12 protein-coding genes and 2 pseudogenes are annotated in these 21,428 nt (G+C 68.7%); 6 read left to right on the top strand and 8 right to left on the bottom strand.

Annotated features, from left to right (window positions below; translation table 11 throughout):
* Window positions 1-26 precede the first annotated feature (26 nt).
* Together AB0C82_RS32885 and AB0C82_RS32880 are read left to right on the top strand one after the other, a co-directional pair.
* Window positions 27-551: an O-acetyl-ADP-ribose deacetylase gene (locus AB0C82_RS32885; protein WP_362849430.1), complete on the top strand. Its 525-nt coding sequence runs from the start codon at window positions 27-29 to the stop codon at window positions 549-551.
* 472 nt (window positions 552-1,023) lie between these two features.
* Window positions 1,024-1,329: a cupin domain-containing protein gene (locus AB0C82_RS32880; RefSeq protein WP_362849428.1), complete on the top strand. Its 306-nt coding sequence runs from the start codon at window positions 1,024-1,026 to the stop codon at window positions 1,327-1,329.
* Window positions 1,330-1,730: 401 nt separating this feature from the next.
* Here AB0C82_RS32880 and AB0C82_RS32875 read toward each other — a convergent pair whose 3' ends face one another.
* Both AB0C82_RS32875 and AB0C82_RS32870 read right to left on the bottom strand, forming a co-directional pair.
* Window positions 1,731-2,186, bottom strand: coding sequence for a hypothetical protein (locus AB0C82_RS32875; protein WP_362849426.1), 456 nt, complete (start codon window positions 2,184-2,186; stop codon window positions 1,731-1,733).
* 89 nt (window positions 2,187-2,275) lie between these two features.
* A complete protein-coding gene (locus AB0C82_RS32870) occupies window positions 2,276-2,701 on the bottom strand; it encodes a hypothetical protein (RefSeq protein WP_362849424.1) in 426 nt (141 codons plus the stop codon).
* 194 nt (window positions 2,702-2,895) lie between these two features.
* On the opposite strand from AB0C82_RS32870, the gene AB0C82_RS32865 reads away from it, so the two are divergent.
* Window positions 2,896-3,528 (top strand): SMI1/KNR4 family protein, encoded by a 633-nt coding sequence (locus AB0C82_RS32865; RefSeq protein WP_362849422.1) that lies wholly within the window; start codon window positions 2,896-2,898, stop codon window positions 3,526-3,528.
* A 135-nt stretch (window positions 3,529-3,663) separates the two neighbouring features.
* Entirely contained in the window at window positions 3,664-4,545 is an 882-nt protein-coding gene (locus AB0C82_RS32860; RefSeq protein ID WP_362849419.1) for a hypothetical protein, read from the top strand.
* A gap of 1,671 nt (window positions 4,546-6,216) precedes the next feature.
* Here AB0C82_RS32860 and AB0C82_RS32855 read toward each other — a convergent pair.
* The 4 genes and pseudogenes from AB0C82_RS32855 to AB0C82_RS32840 all read right to left on the bottom strand — a co-directional run.
* A pseudogene (locus AB0C82_RS32855) lies at window positions 6,217-6,325 on the bottom strand (AAA family ATPase); the annotation flags it as partial.
* 8 nt (window positions 6,326-6,333) lie between these two features.
* Window positions 6,334-6,677: pseudogene (locus AB0C82_RS32850) on the bottom strand (IS21 family transposase); the annotation flags it as partial.
* A 303-nt stretch (window positions 6,678-6,980) separates the two neighbouring features.
* Window positions 6,981-7,565 carry an AAA family ATPase gene (locus AB0C82_RS32845; RefSeq protein WP_362849417.1) on the bottom strand — a complete coding sequence of 195 codons (585 nt, stop codon included), beginning with the start codon at window positions 7,563-7,565 and terminating at the stop codon, window positions 6,981-6,983.
* 325 nt (window positions 7,566-7,890) lie between these two features.
* Window positions 7,891-8,466, bottom strand: coding sequence for a dienelactone hydrolase family protein (locus tag AB0C82_RS32840; RefSeq protein WP_362849415.1), 576 nt, complete (start codon window positions 8,464-8,466; stop codon window positions 7,891-7,893).
* A 542-nt stretch (window positions 8,467-9,008) separates the two neighbouring features.
* On the opposite strand from AB0C82_RS32840, the gene AB0C82_RS32835 reads away from it, so the two are divergent.
* Window positions 9,009-11,762, top strand: a complete 2,754-nt coding sequence (locus tag AB0C82_RS32835; protein WP_362849412.1) for a DUF6603 domain-containing protein — start codon at window positions 9,009-9,011, stop codon at window positions 11,760-11,762.
* Window positions 11,759-14,725 carry a hypothetical protein gene (locus AB0C82_RS32830; RefSeq protein ID WP_362849409.1) on the top strand — a complete coding sequence of 989 codons (2,967 nt, stop codon included), beginning with the start codon at window positions 11,759-11,761 and terminating at the stop codon, window positions 14,723-14,725. The genes AB0C82_RS32835 and AB0C82_RS32830 overlap by 4 nt, the downstream gene beginning before the upstream one ends.
* A gap of 105 nt (window positions 14,726-14,830) precedes the next feature.
* On the opposite strand, the gene AB0C82_RS32825 is transcribed toward AB0C82_RS32830, so the two are convergent.
* Window positions 14,831-16,468 carry a hypothetical protein gene (locus AB0C82_RS32825; protein ID WP_362849407.1) on the bottom strand — a complete coding sequence of 546 codons (1,638 nt, stop codon included), beginning with the start codon at window positions 16,466-16,468 and terminating at the stop codon, window positions 14,831-14,833.
* A 3-nt stretch (window positions 16,469-16,471) separates the two neighbouring features.
* Window positions 16,472-21,166, bottom strand: a complete 4,695-nt coding sequence (locus AB0C82_RS32820; RefSeq protein WP_362849404.1) for a hypothetical protein — start codon at window positions 21,164-21,166, stop codon at window positions 16,472-16,474.
* Between the last annotated feature and the right edge of the window lie 262 nt (window positions 21,167-21,428).

The following is a 21,428-nucleotide window of genomic DNA, read 5'->3' as shown; positions in this document are numbered from 1 at the left end:
GATGTATCCGACGGCAGGATGGCCGCATGACGACACGACCGACGATCACCCTCGTACGCGGAGACATCACGGATCAGCACGCCGACGTCCTGGTCAACGCCGCCAACTCCTCGCTCCTCGGCGGTGGCGGAGTGGACGGCGCGATCCACCGGCGCGGTGGACCCGAGATCCTTGCCGCCTGCCGCGACCTGCGGGCCTCGCACTACGGCAAGGGACTGCCAACCGGGCAGGCAGTGGCGACAACGGCCGGCCGGTTGCATGCACAGCACGTCGTCCACACGGTGGGCCCGGTCTGGTCCGGTACACAGGACCGATCGGCGTTGCTGGCCTCCTGCTATCGCGAATCCCTGCGCGTGGCCTCGGAACTAGGAGCCCGTACGGTTGCCTTCCCTGCGATCTCCACGGGCATCTACGGCTGGCCGCTCGACGACGGGGCCCGGATCGCCATCGGCACCGTCCGCGACACCGCGCCTGCTGGGATCACCGAGGTCCGGTTCGTGCTCTTCGATGCGGAGGCATACGCCCGCTTCGAGGAAGCTCTGACCGCCTGACAGCGGCCCCGGGGGCCCGGGACCCGGGACCCGAACGCGACCGCCGGCCGCTTACCTCCGGGAGTCCCTCACACCCGCAACCCGGATGATGTCCACGCGCGCGCTGCTGGCGACAGAAGCGAGAACCCATCCATAGACAAGCCCCCTGTCGCCTGTACCGGTCAGCTCGCTTCCCACTGGCCACGGACCTCACCGGACAGGCGGACCCACACCACCCGCAACAACCTCACTCGCCCCTGGCCGGCCGCCGCGCGAAGCACATCATCGCAAGCGGCTGGTCCAGGATCGCTGATCGGCGACGGATGAGCCTCTGGCGTGGGCCGGAGTTGACCTACGGTCTGGGCCCGTCGGCAGGCTTTACCAAACGGTCAGCCACTTGTTTTTCCTGGTCAGGTAGCTTTCAGGGCATCCGTTGATCATGTGTGCGGGCCCGTTCAGGCATGACCGACCGGTCCGTCAGGAGGGGTATGCCATGGGTGTGGTCGATCTTGCGGGGACGGCGGCCGGTCTTCCGGAGGCGTGGAGTTCTCGCAGGCTTGGCATGGTGGGGGCGGCCTGCGTGAAGGTACTGCGCATGGACGACCTGCCGGTCGAGGAAGAGAGCCATGGGGCCGCCGAGGCTCTACTGGTCCTGGACGGCAGGCTGGAACTGGAGGTGGACGGCATGCCGGTGTCGGTGCGGGCCGGCGAGCTGTTCATGGTGGAGGCAGGAACGGCACACGCGGTCCGCCCCGGAAGCCGGGGCACGTTGGTGATCGTGGAACTGCCTGAGGAGTAACGGCTCTTCAGGCGGCCTTGGCCGATTACTCGGTCCAGGTACGGATGGACGAGTCCGGAGCGAAGTCGGCCTCCGCCCCGGACCAGGCATTGCCAGCGCACGTAGGCGGCGATTGCGGCGTTCTGGTCGCAGTGGATGCGGTGGTGGTGCCGTTGAGGACGAAGTAGCGCAGGGCAGCGAACTCAGACTCGATTCAGTTCAGCCACGAGTCGTAGGTCGGCAGGACAATCAGTTCGATGTCGTGGGCCGTGGCCCAGGCCCACACGTTGGCGTGCTTGTACGGGGAGAAGTCGCCCAGGACGATGGACACCTTCTCGCCGGGCCAACGGACGCGGGCGCACAGGGCCTTGAGCAGGGCGCCGGTGCATACTCGTTCCCCCAGCTCTGTTCTGCGTAACTCCTCAGCCCGCGACGTCGAGGAAGGCGACCACGTCCTCAAGGATTCCGACGAACTCCTCAGTCGGGATCTCCGCCACGAAGACCACGCCCGCATCCTCGGGATGGTTGAGCAAGTGTTCCTGACGCCAGAACTCCAGCGTGATCACCAAACGGCCCTCGTCACGGAACAAGTGGGCCGTCACGTTGTCGGTGGTGGGCCCCCAGAGCAGGGTCTGGAATTCGCTACGCAGCCCGTAGTCGGCCTCGGCCACATCGTGATCTCTCGCACGGTGCATGAGACGCCGGTGCGTCGCTTCGGCCGCCATGCCGGCGAACGGCATGGGAGAGCCTGCGCCCGAACGCAGCCAGGAGGCCGTAGCCAGCACATCGCGGCGGAATTGCGGGACGTAAACGGAGTTGTCGTCGCAGGTCAGCCACTGGAGAATTGCTTTCGGCCTTGTCCGCAGCAAGCCGTTCAAAGGCCAGGACTACCCATGGGCCGACTCAGTCCAGCAGGACACCCACGACATCTCCCTCGATCCGCTCTCCGAACAGTTCATCGCCCTCGTTACTCGTTCGCGGTTCGCGCTTCCCAAGTAGCCCTGTCCGAGATATAGACAGAGACGGGTTGCTCATACCAGCTGGAAGCCTCTGGCAAGTGTCTGATCAGCGAGGGTATTTCCGGCTCAAACCTCAGAAGAGTGAGAGTCTTCCAGCCGTGTGGAATCTTGTCCCAGCCGGCCCCAAACTGCTGAGTGACGGCGACGACGGTGACTGTCAGCCCGACAACGTCGCTCTGGTCTGCACGCCCAAAACAGCGATCGAACTGTCTGCCCACGGGAACGTCCGCGTAGTTGAACGAAATGAAGAGCGCTTCCTCGTTCGCAGACCTTTGGATGAAACCTTGGCCAAAGGCCGCCAGGGCTTCCTTACTGGCGCGGCTCTCAACGAGAAGCACCCGTTCGGTGCGCGGCGTGTCCTCTTCGGTTCTCACGCTGTCAGTCTCCCCTGCTGGCAGAGGAGTCTACGGTGAGGGGCCTCGGCAGCACGGGAGTGGCAGACGAGTGCGAATCCCTCACCGCATCGAGCCCCCCTCTCCCGAGCCGAACAGCAGGTCACTGGCTCACCTTGCATCGGCCGGCAGGGGTCTCGATCCCACTTGTCAGATGTGTGGGGCAGGATGGCGCCATGGCACAGCAGATCTTGCCCCCGTCGGAATCCTGGCGCCTGATCGACGCCTGGCTGGCGACACACGTGGCCGCCGATTTCGCGCTCCTCAATCCACCAGCGACCTCGGACGAGATCCGCCACGCGGAACGGATTCTTGGCGCCCGACTGCCCGGTGATCTCGCTGAGTCTCTGCGATGCCACAACGGCGTAAGCGCCTGGACATCCGTCCTACCGGAGCAGTCCCCGCTCGCAGTCAGCGGCATCGTGGAACATTGGCAGACCTGCATGACCGTCGCGGCGGAGAACGATGGCCTGACCGCTCGCCCATGGGACGACGAGCCTTGGTGGCATCCACTCTGGGTTCCCTGGGCTGAGAGCGCCGATGGCGCGACCCAGGTGATCGACCTGCGTCCTGGCCCAGAGGCCGGGCGTCTCGGCTGGGCAGGTCACAGCGGCGGTGGCGACTTCACCGATTCCTGGCCTGATCTGTCGAGCCTTCTCCACGCGGTGGCTCAAGCACTGGCTGAAGGCGGAGGCGTCCGCGGCCTGCATCCCTACCTCACCACGCAAGGCGGGACGTGGTGGGACGAAGAGAACTGCTTCGAACTGAACGGTCAGCCGCTGAGGGCCGCCCCAGTCGGGCTGCCCTAGCCAGCAAATCCACGCGAGCCACCCGAGCGTTCCTACTTCTCACAACATTCCCAAGGCGGCTGATTCGCCCCTCCGCTGACCGTGGTTGCAAGGGGCCCGGTCGGTGAACGGGCCAGCACCGCCCGCTCCAGTGCGATGACGTGGCCGTCATCCCGGACGGTCTGGCCGGCCCCGCGCGGAGCGCATGACCGCGAGGGCTGCCTGCCGCCGCATACCCCGGCCACGTGCACGGACATCGCCGCGTTTGGGCTGGTCACGGTCCCCAGCCCTGGTGGTGTGCTCGCCGTCCCGGACATCCACCGCCTGAGCGACTACCTCGACCACCACGCACGCACCATCCGCTTCCATACCTTCCCGCCGGACTCCTTCTGGGCTGCGGCTCGGGACCACGCAGCCGGCACATCAGACCTGGAAGCCCTGGCAGAAGCAGCCGATCGGCGGGGTCGTTACCGCATCGCGGCAGACCTGTACCAGAGGTCCGCCGCCGCCGGGGGCACGGGCGCCCTGGCGGAGCTGGCCTGGCGGCGCGGGCGTGCCGGAAATCTCGACGGCGCGGAGCATCTGTACCAGCGAGCCATCGACGCCGGAGACACGGGCGCCCTGGCGCAGCTGGCGCAGCTGCGCGGGCGGACCGGGGATCTCGACGGCGCGGAACCACTCGCCCAACGCGCCGCCGACGCCGGAGATACTGGCCCCCTGGTGGAGCTGGCGTGGCGGCGCGGGGAAGCTGGGGACCTCGACGGCGCAGAAAGACTCGCCCAACGCGCCGCCGATGCGGGAAACATCAACGCCTGGTGCGGCTCGCACGGCGGCGCGAGGAGGCTGGGGATCTCGACGGCGCACAACGACTCGCCCGACGCGCCGCCGACATCGGCGGCCGGGATGCCCTCGTACGGCTGGCGCGGGCACGCGAGCGGGCCGGAGACACCGACGGCGCGAAACGGTGGAGGCGATTCGGGCTGGAGGCTGACGGCTCGCCAGCTCAGCCGTGGTAATTGCACGCCCGTCCCGGGGTGAGATCCTCGCCGTTCGCGGCTGGTGACGCGGTTCATACCTGTACGTCCGCCGTGAGTTCAGTGTGACTGAGGGACGAAGCTGAAGCCGAAGCCGGACACCTTGGATCGGAGCAGGATCTCCTTGTGTAAGGACAGCTCCTCAACACGATCCTCCAGGCGGTGTCGAGCCTGACCGATGCGGAGCTGGACGTCCTGGAAGACCGCGTACCGGCTCGGCGGCATCCGCCGCGTCCTGCGCCTGGGCGGGACCTTCGTCCATATCGTCCGCCACGCCGGCGACGACATCTGCGTGCACGGCGGCTTCGCCGTGCACTTCCTCCACGCCCTCGTCGAGACCCTCGCCGACGCCTGGCACTGGACGACGTGCACGCCTTCGAGGAAGCGTGCTCCGTTCAGGAAGGTCGTATCGGAGACCTCGTGCCGAGGTGTGCGCCCGCGTCGGATGCTGCGAGCAGCTGAGGCACTACCATCCAGCCCCCGGCGGCCCGGAGCGCCGCACCTCGCGTCGGTCTTCTCGATAAGCCTTGCCCGCCCATCGGGCGGTCGGCCAGGAACCAACCGATGCCACGCGAAGCTTTAGCAATCCATTCCACCTGTACGGCACGATATTGAAAATGATTACCAAAAGCGAACTGCGCGCAGATGTGAGCCGTAGGCGTGAATTCAATGAAGTCGAAGGCCAGTTGCGGATCTGCAAGAAAAACTGCGTTACGTTGAATCGCCCACCCCCTCACGTCGATCGGCGGAACAATGGCTGTAACCATCCCGGATGCCGCGAATACCACTCAGTCCAGTTGGCGCTTCTGCAAGGAGTGCTTCGTCATCTACTTCGATGGCTATGAGAGCAAGGGGAATTGCGCTGGTGGGCACTTCGAGGGCGAGGGACACAAGGCAGCGGGCTGGGATTTCTTCCTAGTCACCGACCCAGAAAACCTGCGCTAGTCCGCACGACGTAGTGGCGCGCCCGTCTGCACAAGGGATCGGCAGCAATGCTGTTCGCGCCTGCACAAATCGCGTCTGGCCTGCGGGGAGAACTCCCGGGCGGATGCGGGCAAGAAGCGGCTTGAGTGAGCAAATAACTCGCCGGATCTGCTTTCATCAATAGGAGGAAGTATGGCCGTTCAAATTCCTGACGCCGTAAACACCACTCAGAACGACTGGCGTTTCTGCAATCAGTGTTTCAGTCTCTTCTTCAACGGATACCCCCAGAAGGGGATCTGTAACGGCGCTCCGCAAGTCGGGGGTGGGCACAACGCCCAGGGATGGGACTTCTACCTGCTGGGGGACCCAGATAATTCGAAGTAAGTTTAACCGTGTTCGATGGTCCCGCACGATTCTGCGGGACCATCGACACCGGGCGGCGATGACGGGTTCATGGTTCAGACCGCGACCGTGCCTGCCTCACCAATCCGAGGCGGGCTTTTCTCTGCCCCGTCGCACTGCTGGCACCTTGGCACCACCGGCAAAATACGGCATGGTTGGAACACCGTCCCTTCACCTGGGCTGGTGCCGCTGACTCGCTCCACGCAGCCGCTCGGCGTCGATCGCCCGGCCGGCCTCGCGCACCGTCCTTCCCCAAGACCAAAGGCTTTCGAGCGGCTCTGCCGCCCCGCTGGACGCGTTTGGGACCAGCGGGTTCCGTGCAGGCTCGCTGAGGCAGTCCCGGCCCTGATCAGGCTGCCTCGGCGTCACGCTCGATGGCGGCGAGTCGGCTTGCCTTAGCTGGGGCCGTTGATGGAGATGACGTCACAATGGCGCAGGAGGCGGTCGAGGATGGCGGTGGGACTGGGAGCATCACCCGCTGGTAGTTGCCGGTGATGCCATATTCCGCCACCAGCCTCTCGTGGACTACGGCCCCCTTGATCAGGATCTCCGAGCGAAGCATCGCGTCGATCAGTGGGGCAACCTCGTCGACCATCCGTACACGAGCGTGCCAGGTCGATGGCCGTCGAGGCGGAGAGATCGGGGCCTCGGCGGTCAGCTATTTGCGGACCGTGCGGCGGTTGAGTCCCGTCTTCTTCGTAATCTCGGACAAGCTCATTGCTTCGGACTCGAACAGCCCGCGAAGTCGCCGAAGCTCCTCCATCGCTGCGGATCAAAGACCCCGGTGAGACGCCCCGATACCCCGAACAGGCGCCAGCAGCAGGCTGCCCAGCAGCAACCCTCAGCACGTCAAGTGCTGAGGGCACATCATTCGTACGCAGCTGAGCACGTTCATGTATCCGCCGAACGAGGCCAGCGAACGTCATCGCACCAGCGGCCGCGGCAAGTTCACCCCGTGCCCCAAGGCGGGCCGCTCAGCACCGGATCGCAATAGCTGCCGCTTCAAGCTCGTGAGGGAGCTGAGCCGCAGGATGGGCGATGTCACCCATGGGGTGAGCTGACCTGGTATCCGCGCATCAACCTTGAAGCAATCCACTGTCACCGACGAGGCAACTACCTCTCGCTGTCGCCGGATTCGCCGTTCGCCCTGTCACCAGTTGCTGTGGTGTCGTTGAGCCACAACCGTGCCTCCTGCGGGGTAGCGAGGTGTATGACGTCGAGGGGGGCGAACCGGGGGGCAGCGCAGCGGACAGCGATATCGACCCTGCGATGCGCGTGTTGCGACCAGGCCCACCAAGCGGGGTGATCGGCCTTGAACCAGTCGCCCAAGGTTTCGATGTTCCCGCCGAAGATCCGGCGGCGGAGCAGGGTCCGGGCCGCTGACCGGCGCAATATGCGGCGCATGATCACCGGGCGGGAGTAGTCGAGCCAGACAACCGTGTCGGCTCGGGACCACAAAAGGTCTCGGACTTGCGGGTAGCCGAAGGAGTCGAAGATCCAAGAGGAGCCGGACCTGATCCGCGAGACCTCCTCAAGCAGGCGTGGGTTCTCCTCCCAGTGGGGGCCGACGATGGCCAGTGCATCCATCTCGTGAAAAGGGATAGCGAAGCGCCCGGCGATCGCGCGGGCCAGCGTGGTCTTTCCTGCGCCCGTGCTCCCGGCGACCAGGACTCGTTTCATCGAAGAAATATTCTTCACCAGCGCACTCAAGGTCAAGCTCGGCCCGAGACGAGCCCGCAGTGACATCAAGGCAGCCTTCCTCGCCGAGGGATGAGACCCACCTCGAAGAAGCGGTAGAGCGGCTGGGTTCGGTGCCGCGGAAGTACGTCCCGCTGGACTCCGGAATCGACCCGGTCCGCGGCCAGGCTCTCACGATGCCGTGCAGCCGACGCCAGCCAGCCCGCCCGCGCCAGGGCGTTCACCACCAACTCGGCGCCCATCCGGCCGGGGTGGACCGCTTGACGGTCTCCCGTGAGCGGCGGCGCTCAACCCGCGTAGAGTCCGTCCGCATCTGCAATCAAGATCACTCGCGGCCTGACACCTCAGAGAGGAAGTCCAGCACTCGGCGCCAGGTCAGCTCGGCTGCAGCCGGGTCATGGTCGAGAAGCTCACCGTCGGTGTAGAAGTGGCCGACACCCGGATAGCGGAAGATCTCCAGGTCGACATCCCTTTCCAGCGCCGCCTGGCGGAGCGCGGCAACGTGCTGGGGCGGCGCGAAGTCGTCCGGCTCAGCGGCATGCAACTGCACCCTCGTGCCCGGGCGGATCGATGGAGGAAGATCGGCAGATGCATGCAGGAGAACCACGGCGGCGGCTGTGCGCTCGGGCCAGACATCGGCGACGACACCTACCCCCATGGAGACACCGACGAGCACGGTGTTGTCCGGCATATCCCTGAGGGCCCGCCGAGCGCGATCGACCACGACTTGCCAACCGACCGTGTCGAGCAGCTGAAATCCCTGGTCGAGCGTCGCCCCCTTCTCGCCGCCGAAGAGGTCCGGCGTCACGACCTCATGCCCGGCCCTGCGCAGCCGCTCGGCGGCGAGAAGTTCGGACTGACGCAGACCGAGAACGGAGTGGAACAACGCGATGTGAACCATGTCGTCATCGTGCCCTACTGAGTCAGGCGCGACAGACTCGCTCGACGAGCGGGAACCGTACGTTCACCAGTCGCACGAGGGACGTACGGTCCACACGGAACCAGCAGACCAGCGCGCCGGAGGCGGCGCCGTTCACGAAAATCTGCTGCGCGCCGACCAGCCGGGGCGCTCGGCGGGGTAGAGCTGGTCCATGCTTCCCTCGGGCAGGTAGCGGCGGGGGAACTCCCACCGCGTCCCCGTCTCCCCACTCGTGGCCGCCTTTGTGTGGGGGCACCGCGGGTCGTGGTTCGTGCATGAGCACGGGTCTCTGCGCCGAGCTGCCGTTGGAGGCGTGCAACGTCGGGCTGACTTCGTGAAATCCCTCTCTGAACCCCCGGAAGCGCGACTTCCCGTGCTGCTCGCCGGCGGTCGCGGACCGGCCACGATCCGCGACCGCCGGCCGTGGACTCGCCGTGGTCGGGCGGGGGACCTACTGTCGAAAGAGCACGGCGTTTCCCGCGGTTCCGCTGGGAAGGCGAGCGGCGATGGATCCGAACACCCTCTTGAAGACAGTTTCGGCGCTGTTCTGGAAGCTGGCCGACGACGCGGCCCGTACCCTACGGGACCCGCTGGCAGGCCTTCAGGTGCTCACCGGCGAGCACCCGGCACTGCAGGACAGGCTCCTGGAGCCGCTGGCCGCCCTCCCTGACAGCCACTCCCTGCTCCGGCTGCTGCGCGACGCACTCGGCGACGTCACCGACGCCGGATCGCCCGTCCGCGCCCATGGATGGGAACGCGCACCTGGAGCGGCACGCGGTCTGGCCCTGGTGCTGACCGACGGCGGCTCCCGCGCGGTGCTCGCCGTGTCACCGGGGCCGGACGACACCGGCCCGACCGTCGATGTCGTCGTCACCCCGGGCGTGACGTTCAGCCGCGCACACCCCGACGGCCTCTGGAGCGTCACCGCCGAGGCGCAGTCCCAGGACGCCTGGACCGCGTCCTTCTCTCCCGGCGGCGCGTCCGTGACACCGGCGGGGACCGCGACGATCACCCTGGCCCATCGTGCTCAGATCACCTGCGGCCCGGCCGACGGGCCGCACATCTCGATGGACGCCCTCCACCTCACGGCGACAGCGTCGCCCCAGGTCCCCTTCACCGTCGAACTCGGCGTGCTGGGCTTCCAAGCAGCCGTACTGCCGCCCGCGCTCTCGTCCTTCCTGGGCGACAGCGGCGCCACGACCACTCGCAAGTCCGACTTCGCCATCCGGGCGAGCCGCGCGGACGGCCTGCGGTTCGAGGACGGCGGCGCCCGCCTCGAACTCCCCGTCAGCCTGAACCTTCCGGGCGCAACCGCCCGGCGCTTCGCACTGGAACTCGACGACGACGGCACCGGAGTCGTCCTCAGACCGACGCTGTCCCTGTTCGCGAAGCCGGCCGCCCTCCCGCTGAGCGCCGACCTCGACGGCCTGGGGCTCAGCCTGCCCGTCAGCTTCGACGCCGACCGGATCGGTGTCGACCCACTGCGCATCTCGGCGAACTTCCCCACCGGAATGGGCATCGGGCTCGCTGCGGGCCCGGTCGACGGCGGCGGGGCGGTGCAGCAGCGCGGTGAAGCCGGCAGCGGTGCGTACGCGGGCGTCCTGGACGTCGACCTCGGCGTGGTTCGCGTACAGGCGATCGGACTGCTGCAACTCCCCGTCAATGAAAAGCAGTTGTCGTTCCTGGTACTGCTCGGTGCGGAGTTCGGGTACCCGGGGATCCAGCTCAGCTTCGGCTTCGCGCTCGACGCGGTCGGCGGCCTGGTCGGCGTCAACCGGCGGGTTGACGAGGAGCGTCTGCGCGGGCTGGTCCTCGACGGCAACGCCGACCGAATCCTGTTCCCGGGCAACGCCGTCGCCCGTGCCGACGAGATAGCGGGCTCCCTGGAAGCCTGTTTCCCGGTCGCGAGGAGCCGGTTCGTCATCGGCCCGATGGTGCGCATCACCTGGGGAGGCCGGATCGTCTCCCTGTCCGCCGCGCTCATCCTGGACATGCCCGACCCGGTACGGGCCTTCCTGGTCGGCCGGCTGACGATCGCCCTGCCGGATCCCGTCGTGCCGCTGATCCGGCTCCAGGCCAACGTCTTCGGCAAGATCGATCCCGGTGTGCCGTCGGTCGAGCTGCTGGCGACCCTCACCGGGTCGCGCATCGTCGGCCTGCCCGTCGCCGGTGAGTTCTTCCTGCTGCTGCGCGGTGGACGCGAGGCGGTGTTCGTCGTGTCCGCCGGCGGCTTCCACCCGCGCTACGCCCGCCCACCCCGCGTACCCCAACTGCAGCGGCTGTCCATGGACTTGGGTAACGGAGTCATCAGCCTGCGCGCGGAGGCATACCTGGCGCTGACCTCGAACTCGCTGCAGTTCGGCGCGAAGCTGCACCTCGACGCGGTGATCGCCGGATGCGGTGTGGAGGGCTACCTCGGCCTCGACGCGCTCTTCGTGTGGGAGCCGACGCTGTCCTTCGCCGTGCACGTGTACGCCGGGGTCGCCGTCCTTGCATTCGGCGAACGACTGGCTTCCGTAGGGCTCGACTTCACCCTGGAAGGGCCCGCGCCCTGGCACGCGTTCGGCACGGGAACCATCTCCGTGCTGTTCTGGGACGTGTCCTTGGACTTCGACGAGCGGTGGGGCGAACTCCCGGCGTCGGCTGTCCGGGCCGAGGACATCCTCCCACTGTTGCGCGACGCCCTGGCGAAACCGGACGCCTGGACGGCCGAGCGCAGCCTGGCGGACCGCAGTGGCCTGCGGTACACCGAGGTGGCCAACGGTTTGTTGGCCCGCGGCGAAGTGGCAGCGCCGGATGCCACCTTCCGCGTGAGCGAGAAGGTCGTTCCGCTCGAAAAGCCGATCACCCGGTTCCACCGGGTGGGTGTGCCCGAGCAGTCGTGGCGGATCACCCCTGTCGAGCGTGCGACTGACGAACCGATGGATACCTTCGGACCGCTCACGGAGCCTTTCGTACCCGGCGAATTCTTCGCGATGAACGACGAAGAGCAGTTGTCCCGCCCTGCCTTCGAAGACTGTACGAGCGGCGTCCGGCTCTCCGACACCGACGTCCGGATCGGCTCACGGCACCTCGTCGACGAGAGCTACGAGACCGGCTACAAGGTCGAGCCGGGCTGGTTCACCGGGCCACCGCCGCAGAACGGCCAAGCCCTGGCCGGCACCGGAGCGTTCGTCCTCGAAGGCTTCGCCCGCCCTGTGCGCGCGGCCGAGAGGGCCGACCGGTGGCGGGCCGCGCAACGACCGATCGACACGATGAAGGTGGAGATCCTGCGATGACCCGCCGTTGGTTCATCTCGTCCGCAGAGGTCGGCGCCGCAGCCGACGCGACATCGGTGACGGGCTCCAGGCCGTCGTTCAGCCCCGCCGTCCGTATCACCCGGGCGATCAAAGGCATGGAGGACGAGACCTTCCCCGACCGCCCCGGCCCAGCCCTCCAGCTCCTCGGCCCCGGCGACACCATCGGCTTCGACCGCGCGGTGGTCGTACGGGAGGAACCGCCGCCGGGATGCCCGAACAGCCCGGCCAACTACCTCGCCCATGTGGAGTTCTCGGACGCGAGCCTCCCGTGGCTGCTCAGCTTCCCAGCCGCCCGGAAGGTGCCATGGCTGGCCCTGCTCGTCCTGCGCGAAGACGAGGGCGACCTGAAGCAGGGTGTCCCGCTGCCCGTAGTCGAAGCCCCCGCGACCGCACTGCCCGACCTGGGCGACGCCTGGGCGTGGGTACACGCCGAGGCGCGGGTGGAGGACGGCGAGACCCCCGACGGCGCCGTCACCCGGGATGTACGCAGCGGCGTCGACGACGTCGTCGCCCGGCTGATCTGCCCGCGCGCGCTCGATCCGGACCAAGGCTGGCTGGCGTGCGTGGTCCCGGCCACCAAAGCGGGCGTCGCCGCCGGTCTCGGCGACACACCGCCGCCGGACGGCACCGCCCCGGCATGGTCGCCCGGACAGCCGCATGCCCGGCTGCCCGTCTATCACTCGTGGCGCTTTCGCACCGGGCCGAAAGGATCGTTCGAAGAACTCGCCCGCAAGGTCGCACCGGTCGAGGGAGACAGCCTCGACGGCTTCGGCTCCCGCACCGTGGACGTACGCCACCCGTGGCCGCTCAAGGACGAGGACGTGCTGCAGGGCGTGGCACCCGCGCAGGTCACCGTGCCCGTCCACGGCGCCCTGCGGCTGCCGCACACCGACACCGCGAAAGACGTGTGGAGCGACACGGCCAGCATGGAGAAGTTCCGTGAGCTGATCACCGACCACCTGGACGCGCCGGCGGCCAGGCGGCAGCCCGACCGGGTGGGGATGCCGCCGGACCGCGACGAGAAAGCCGTCGCCGCACCCCTCTACGGAAGCCACCACACCGGCGCGCAGCAGGTTCCCGCGGACGGCTGGATGAACGAGCTGAACACACAGGTGAAATATCGCATCGCGGCCGCGATCGGCGCCCGCTACGTCCAGCTGGAACAGGAATTCCTGATGGCCCGCGCCTGGGAGCAGGTCGGGGAGGTCAACGAGGCGAACCAGGCCATCGCGGCAACGGAACTCGCCGCCGAGGCCGCCCGGGCGGCACAGGCCAAACACCTCGACCCCATGCGGACCGCCCCGCTCACCGAACTGTCCTCGCTCTATCGTGACGTCGTCGAGACCGAGGAGGAGGGCACGGGCGGACAGCCCGTCGCGAGCCTGCTGCGCCATTCAGCCGTCCCGGACGGCGTCGCCACGACGGCCTTCGTCCGGCTGACCCGCCCCGGCGGCGCGCTCCGCCGCCGCAGCAGCCGGGCCATGCAGGTGGCGGCGGCCACGGCGCCAGCGCCAGGAGCGGTCCCGACGAGTGACGAGAGCGCGCCGGCCGCCGCGCCCTTCCTCAGCCGGGCCCTGGACGCCTCGAAGCTCTCCTTGCCGTCGACCTGGCTTGCCGGGGTCGACGGCTCCGCGATCCCGCCGGCCGGCGAAGTCGTACACGGGCCGATGGCCGCATCGGAAGCCCGTGCCGGCGACCCGTCGGCCGCCTTCGCATCCCAAACCCTCAACGACGTGCTGTTCGGGCTGTGGATGGTCGCCGTCGACTTCTGCGAGGAAGGCATCGCAAGCCCGATGTTCCCCGAGTTCGGCAACCCGAGACAGGAGCTCGAAGCCCTCTTCGTCATGAAGCAGGAACAGGAACAGCCGGGTGAGCCTCGTGCGGCGGCGCGGCCGCCGGCGCGGCAGGGGGCCCTGCGCGGGATCCGTCGGAAGATCAGCGCCGAGGAGCGAGCCACACCCCTACTGGCCGCAGCCGGTCTGGGCATGACGTCCGGCACACTCGTCACGCGCATCCGGAGCACTATCCGCCCGGTCCCGCAGGCTATGGGACACATGACGTCACGTCTCGGCCAGGTGGTGATGGGCGAACGCACCGACCAGGACGCCCGCCCGCTGCGCCCGATCATGACCCACCCGGAGTTCGGGTTCCCGGTCGGGGCGGAGCTGCTGACCCGCTGGCCCGAATGGGCCGTACCGGGCATCTCGGCCTTCCCTGACAACTCTTCGACGCTCCTCGAACCCAACCCGGCCTTCGTGGAGGCGATGCTGGTCGGACTGAACCAGGAGTTCAATCGCGAGCTCCGGTGGCGCGAGTATCCGACGGACGAGGCGGGCACACCGTTCTCCCGCTTCTGGCCGCCGGGCGGCGCCGCCCCCGGCTACGGCGAGATCGCCCGCTGGGGGCTGAACGACAAACTGGGCGACCACGACCCCGACCGGGACACGAGCCTTCTCTTCGTCCTGATCCGCGGCGAGGTACTGCAGCGGTATCCGGGCACCGTCGTCCTCGCCGCCAAGTCCGTGGACCGCAAGGTGGAAGGCCCGGACGTCACCTGGAAGGAACCCAGGTTCGTACTGCCCGTGGACGAACGCACCAACCTGTACGGGTTCGCCGACCTGACCGCCACACAGGCCGTCGCCGAACACTGGATGTTCGTGATGCGCGAACCCATGCGCGGCGCCCAGTTCGGCTTCGACGTACGGACGCCCCAGTCCCCGCCGTTCGACTCCTGGCCCAACCTCACCTGGGACGAGGTCCCGACCGTGAACGGATTCGTCGTACCGAGGGTGACCGGCGGACGCCCGCCCGCCCTCGCCCCCGGCCAGGACCCTCCCGGGTGGGAAGGCCTGGACGCTTCGGATTTCGCGCGGATCCTCTTCCAGCGTCCGTTCCAACTGGCCTTCTCGGCGAGCGCGATGGTCGGCGAACCGCCTGCGTGACGTAATCCGCGATGGTGGGCGAACCGCCTGCGTGACGTAATCCGCGATGGTGGGCGAACCGCCTGCGTGACGTAACCGTTGCATCGCGGCTGTGGTTCGTACCGCCTACGGCCATGTCTCGGACGGCCGGACCACATCGAAGTGCAGTCCGCTGGAACTCTCACCGCCGCTGGGGTTCTTCTCGCGGCGGACCCACACGTGCCAGGAGCCGTCGAACCACCGCGCGAGCACCGGGCGGCGGGTGACCAGCGCCCCCTCCCTCGGCACCTCCTCCTCGTGCACCCAGTGGCCGGTGTGCAGCAGACTGCCGAGCGGCTTCGAGTCCGCGCCGGGCTGCAGCAGTGGCACGAGGGCGAACCGGATCGACGCCGCCGTCATCGCGTGCGGCACGAGCGGCAGCCAGTAGTCGGGCACGATCGTCTGCACCGCGTACGAACCGACCGGGTTGGGCGGCGGCCCCTGCGGGTGCAGCCAGCGCGCCCTGCGGTCGACGAGCTCGCCCCGGGCATCGGTGAAGGACGTCTCCACGGCCCACGCGAGATTGGCCAGTTCGTCGCGCGCGAGCATCACCGATTCGAGCCGCTCGCCGACGGCGCCCTGTCCGGACGGCAGGAGCAGCAGTCCGTCGTCGGCGCCGGTGACCGTGAACAGGTTCCAGTGGGGGTTGTCGCGCCCGGCGCGTTCGACGGTGTGCGTGGCGCCGAACGAGTCGGTGACGACGATCGGCTTCAGCGTCGTCAGCGAACCGGCCGGCACTTCCAGCGGGACCAGGAACCAGTCGTTGCCGTAGACCTCGGCGAACGCGATCATCAGCAGGCGGCCGGTGTCCAGTGCGGAGACGTCCGTCGACCCGAAGTCCAGTTGGGCGTCCTCCATCTCCCAGAAGCGGTCGGCAGGGATTCCGCCGAAGCGTACGGTCGAGGGGACCACCTCGTGATGGAACGACCTGACGGGAGCGGAGGGCGCGACCGGTGCCGGTGAGGCGGCCGGGTCGATATCCACACTGAACCAGTCCAGGCCGTCACCGAGGTACTCCTCGGCATGGAAGACCCGGTCGCCGAACGAGAAGTCCGCGCTGTGCTCGAAGCGGTGCGGATCGAAGGTGTCGAGCGCATCGGGCGTACCGGGTCCGGAGGGCGCTGTCACGGACGCGACCCCGTGCCACCAGCCGATCCACTGTTCGCCGACGGCGGCCAGCCCCGGCACGCGCAGCCCGTCGCCGTCCAGATCCTTGGCCAGTGAGGCCGCATCGGGGACGTCGGGCGCGAGCAGCGTGACGAGACTCACCGGCTCCGCCGGCATCGGCTCAAACGCGTATACGGCCATGACCTGCGGGAGTTTGGCCGTCAGTCCCGCCTCGTCCAGCAGCCGGACGAAATGCGCGCCGCCTTCCACCCGCAGGTATTCGTCCGGCCCGCCGCCGTCCTCCGACTCGACGAGCGCATCGAGCGGACCGGTCGTCGGGTCGTACGTCACCCAGGGCCTGAGACCCTCCGGTGTCGGCGGATCCCCCTGGCCTGCCGGCCGCCAAGCGGAAATGCGGGTGCTATGTCCGTCGATCTGTGCGAGCACGGGCGAGCCGGCGTCTTGGCCGGCGAATTCGCCGAACTGCCACTGCCGGACGAGAGCCCATGCCGGATCGTGGACGCGGGCCGCGAGCCCGGAGGCCACCTCATGGGTACGCGAGAGCGGCTCCAGCCGGAACCGGAAGAATCCGCTGTGCTCAAACGCTGTGCGGGGCATCGGCTACTCCTCTGCCAGCTCGATCCAGAAGTCCTCCAGCATCGACGCCAGCGCCGTGCTGCCGAAGTCACCCACCCGGCAGGCGGGGAGTATGTCGTCGATCAGCGGAAGATCGGCAAGGTCGACCGCGCGCATCTTGACCAGCTCCAGGGTGTCGCGCACCGCGAGTGCAAGTCCGTCCGCGGTCCAGCCGCGTACGGGATTGGGTGGCACGGCGATCAGGACGGCCTGCGGCGCCTTCGCGTCGGGCCGGTCGAAGTGGAACGCCACTCCGGTCATCTCCGATTCCACCGGGACCGGGTCCTGGCCCGTCTTCGTCGCGGCCAATGCATCGGCTCCGGGCAGCACCTCGGCCCACTCGTCGAAGACGATCCCCGCGATCGGCTTGTCGGCGGGCAGATCGGCCGGTGTGTGGCAGACCAGGTGCCGACGGGCCGGGGGCCGCTTCAGGGGGTCGAAGGTCCCGCCGATCCATGCGCCGCCCCGGGGCAGCTGCGACGCGGACAGCCGGCAGGGCCTTCCGGCACGGGCGCCCGCCAGCAGCATCGTCTCGTGCCAGGTCCGGACCGCCGGCCGGACCGTGCCGAAGCGGCGCACCCAGTCGGCCACGGCCGCGCCGGACGTGCCCGTCGCGGAAGCGGGCAGCGCGGCGCCCGGCAGCAGCGCGGTGAGCGGAACGGCGGTGCCGAGCAGCTCGCCCAAGACGCGGGTCACGTTTCCCAGCCAGCCGGGAGCGGTTGCGTCCGCGGCAAGTGCCTTGAGGCGGGTCAGGTCGCCCTCGATGCCGAGGTTGTTCCGCAGCCCGGCGTCAGCGAGGCCGGCGACGAAGCCTGCGACCCGCCGCCGTACTTCCTCGTTGTCGGGGGCCGGCAGATCGGGCTGGTCGTCGAAGACGTGTGCCGGCAGCAGGGGGCCGGCCCCCGCCAGCAGGCCCTGGATCCGGCCGGCGACTGCGCGTAGCTCCTCCCAGCCCCGGGTGAACTCGACCTCCGTCGCGGAGATCTGGGACAGAAGGCCTAGTCTGGCGTACAGCCTGCGGTGCGTGCTGCCGGCGGCATCCAGCACCAGTCCCAGCGCGCTGAACCCGATCCGTTCGAGCGTGACGTCGAACGGCCTCGACACCGGTCCTTCCTTGACCGTACCGGCCAGCTTCCATGCGGCGGCAGGCCCGAGGAGACCCGCCGCCCAGGCGTCCACCCGCGGTTCGAGTTCGGAGAACAGGTCCGCACCCCACCCGGCAGGACGCGATGGGGCGGCGGGCAGCACAGCCGCGATGCGATGGGTGACGGCCCGCCCCCGGTGCGGGGTGCGCAGTACGTCGAACCGATCAGGTACGTGCTGACCGCTGCCCAGGGTGTCCGCGGCCAGGCCTGCCCGCATGGGATTCCCGCCGACGAGCTGGTGCACGCTCTCGGCGAGCAGCAGGTCGCTCACCGCGTCGAGCGCGTCGACCAGATCGTTCAGCAGGGGAAGGACCAGCGGGTCGGCGGCCGGCCGCCCGCGCGCGATCAGCAGCGTGTCCACCGTGCCGGCCGCGTGGGCCCGCGCGAGCGCGATGCCGTCGACGACGTTCCGGGCGGCGATCGCCTCGGAACTGCGCGCCCAGAGCTCGGGGTCGGGCTGCCCGGTTGCGGGCTCGGGGGCGACCGGTGCGGGGAACGTCTGCCGGAACTTGTCCTTCTCCCGGTCCAGATCCGCATCGTGCAAGGCCCGCTCGAAGCGGTACCCGAGCAGCGCGCCCAGGTTCTGACCGCGCCGGACCCCGCCGAGCAGCCAGCGGGCGGTCCTGGCCCGCCGGGAGGTCAGGTCGACGGCGAGCGGCGAGAGCGCGCCGTCGGCCGGGGGCTGGGGCTGCCCGTCGACGGGCGGCGGAGCCTCGTCGCGATGAGCCAGATAGCCGGACCGGAGTACGGCCGCGGTGGCCGCGTGGTGCAGCGAGGGGGCGTGCACGTACCCGTCGGACGGCTTCGCCGAACCGGGGTAGAGGTTCTCCACCCAGCCGTAGCCGCCGAGGCGGATGCCGGCGGTGCCGGCCGCCCGGGTCTCGCTGAGCCTCTTGGTGGCCAAGGAGGTCGCCCACGCGTCCCAGCGGTGCGAGTAGACGTCGAGCAACTCATGGGCCAGCGGCAGGAATTCATGCGGGGCCGTTGCAGCGAGGGCTTTCATGCCTGCCACCATCGCATCGGCCGCCGGCAGTCCCGGTTGTACGGAGACGGTGATCGTGGCCGCGTCGGCCTCGGCCGTCGGCCCACCCTGCCGTCGTGTGAAGACCAGCCGGTCGACGGCCTGGGGGATCGTGAAGGCGATGTCCGTCTCGTCGCCGAAGAAGCCGCCGCTATGGGTGTGGAAGACATCCCGGCTGTCGCCGTTCAGCATCAGTGGAACGAAGTCGCTGGGCTTCTGCGCCGCCGTGCTGAAGCGGAAGTGCCCGAAGACGGTCGGCTTGCGGTCGGGGGAAGGCAAGCCCTCACCGGTCAACGGCCAACGTTCCACGTACTGTTCGTCCGTGAGCTGGTCACGGAGTACCGCCACGGCGTCAGCGAGATGCCGGTGGCTGGCGTCGAAGAGGTCTGGATATTTGTCGGCGTTCGGTGCAAGGCGTTTCGGTACGAGGGAGTAGTCCGGTTCCGTGGTGTCGGAAGTCCAGGACAGGTTGCTGATCAGCTCGGACGGAATGGTCCATCGCACTCCCGTCCGGACGCCGGCAACCGCCACGGTGGGACTGGGTGCGCGTTTGCTGACGCCGTCCCACTTCTCGTGTCCGCCCCGGGACGTCGTTTCGCGACGGATCACGAAGTCGTTCGACACCGGAAGCCTCGACAGGATGTCCGCGGCGATCCGGTCGGCCGGCGTGCCGTCGGTCACGCGCGGGATCCAGCCCGGCGCGAGCGCGCCTCTCCAGTGATGGCGCAGCCGCTGCAGCCAGGGCAGGATCAGCGCGTCGGCGTCGTTCGCCCGGTCCGGAACCCACTCGTCGACGGCCGTCACCGGGAGGAACCCGTACGGTTGCCGCCCGAGCCGGACGGTCGGCAGCGGCCCGCGGCTGCGGACGTGCTCGGCCAGATGAGCCCGCACCTTCTGCCACCGGGCGTTGACCTGCTTGCGCTCCTCTTCCGACAGCGGGCTGCCGCTGTCGAGCATGAGCGATTCGATCTGGAACGCGAATGCCAGCGCCCACCAGCTCAGCTGCGACAGCGCGGCGATGGGGCCGTCGCCGTCATGCCCGGCACCCGGGCACTCCGCGAGGAACGCCGCGTCGCCGGTTTCCGGCCCCGGTCCAGCTCCGCTTGCGGGACCCAGTCCGAGTGCCCGTGCCAGTCGGGCGGCGTCGGTACGGTCCGTCGGCGCGGGCAGCGGGCCTGGCGGCATCGGTACCGGACGGGAAGACCACGCGGAGCGGGTCTCCGGCGTGTTGTTCGTCGGCCTGCCGGGCGGGAGGAAGCCCAGTCCGTCGGTGAACGCGTGCCCGTGCAGGTTTCGGCGCAGCCTTTCCGCCCCGGCTTCCGGTGGCAGGTCGCTGACCCCGATGACGAAGAGCTCGTCCAGGTGGTCGCATCCCGCGGGCAGGGCCAGTACGGCCCCCATCCCGGCGGCCACCGCGGCGTCAAAGTCGATCGCCCACTGCGCATGCTCGTGATCGGGCGCGGACTCGTCGGCGGCGAGCAGGCCGAGCGGCAGCGGGTCGGGGATGGCCATGCCGGTCTGGTCGACGACCGCCTGCCCGCCGACAAACCCGAGGAAGCGCCACTGCGTGGGCAGCGTGGACACCTCAGGAGCCTGCCTGCGTGCCGGATCCCTCAACCGAGGGGCGGGCGCGCCCGGGCGTGTGGCACGCGTGGCCCATGCCGCGCGCGGTGCGGCCACCGTCCGGAGCAGTGTCTGCCACGCCCGGTCGCCCGGATCGGCCCAGTAGGCGCGGGCCCCTTCGAGCTCGTGGGGAGTCAGAGCCGGCTCGAACGCGTCGACATGGATGTCGTCAGGGTAGACCCGCACTTTGATGCTGCGTTTGTCGGCGGCCCACTTCGTCTCGATGCGCACGGGCAGGAGCGCGATCGGCACGTTGGTCCGCTCGCCGAACAGTGGAGCCTCAGCGTCGAGCGCGGTGGTGAGCTGTTGAGCGGCGCCGTCGAGCCGGGTGCGCAGGACGGCGAGTTCTTCGCGCCGCCGGTCCTGGTTCTTCTCGGCCCCGCGCACGAAACCGTGGATCGTGCCACCGAAGTTCGGATGATGCGTCGGGGCCCCCATGCGCTGCCACTCGTGAATCCTGCCCAGCGTCACCTCCCTGGCATCCACGTCGATCACCTTGATGTCGTGCTCCAGGCGAGCCACGTCGAGCGCGCGGCGCAGTGCGAAAGGGCTGCCCCGGGGCGCCAGTGGCACCGCCAGGGAAAGAATCAATGCGTCAGGCCCGTCGAGCCGTGCGATCACCCCGTCGACACCGAGACTGAACTGGAAGCGAACGCCCGGCACTCCGACCGCCGTCAGCACGTAGACAGCCGCCGGAATGAGCGTGACCTGATGGGCGACGCTGCCTGACAGGACACCGGCGGACCAGCCCAACAACTCCGGCATCAGATCATGTGGCAAAGCCCGCCCGTCCACGGTGACCACGAAGCCGGAAATGGTCAGCGTGCGCCAGGAAGCCACGGCGAAACGGGAGTACCGCGGATCGAGCGCGATCCGTCCGTCGGTGGTCACTGCGAAATGGAAGTCGGCCATACCCCGGGCAAGGATGAACATGTAACTCTGACCCGGCATCAGGGTCAGTTCATGGGCGGTGGTCCGCGAAAGAGGCCCCGCGGACCAGCCGAGAAGCTCAGGACTCAGATCATGAGACAGAGCTGTCGCGTCGATGGTCACCTTGAACCCACGCAAAACAAGAGTCCGCTCAACCGCCTCAGCAAACCCCGCATACTCCGCACCGAGACCAATCCGCCCATCAGTCGTCACCGCGAAACGG

It is taken from the genome of Streptomyces sp. NPDC048560, assembly GCF_040650955.1.
Classification (GTDB): Bacteria; Actinomycetota; Actinomycetes; order Streptomycetales; family Streptomycetaceae; genus Streptomyces.
The sequence above is the reverse complement of the archived record's forward strand: the minus strand, read 5'-3'. Positions and strand labels throughout refer to the sequence as shown.

Bases quoted from the DNA above. Each gene is read 5' to 3' on its own strand.
- AB0C82_RS32885 (WP_362849430.1), top strand. From the start codon at position 27: ATGACGACACGACCGACGATCACCCTCGTACGCGGAGACATCACGGAT.
- AB0C82_RS32880 (WP_362849428.1), top strand. From the start codon at position 1,024: ATGGGTGTGGTCGATCTTGCGGGGACGGCGGCCGGTCTTCCGGAGGCG.
- AB0C82_RS32865 (WP_362849422.1), top strand. From the start codon at position 2,896: ATGGCACAGCAGATCTTGCCCCCGTCGGAATCCTGGCGCCTGATCGAC.
- AB0C82_RS32860 (WP_362849419.1), top strand. From the start codon at position 3,664: ATGACGTGGCCGTCATCCCGGACGGTCTGGCCGGCCCCGCGCGGAGCG.
- AB0C82_RS32840 (WP_362849415.1), bottom strand. From the start codon at position 8,466: ATGGTTCACATCGCGTTGTTCCACTCCGTTCTCGGTCTGCGTCAGTCC.
- AB0C82_RS32830 (WP_362849409.1), top strand. From the start codon at position 11,759: ATGACCCGCCGTTGGTTCATCTCGTCCGCAGAGGTCGGCGCCGCAGCC.
- AB0C82_RS32825 (WP_362849407.1), bottom strand. From the start codon at position 16,468: ATGCCCCGCACAGCGTTTGAGCACAGCGGATTCTTCCGGTTCCGGCTG.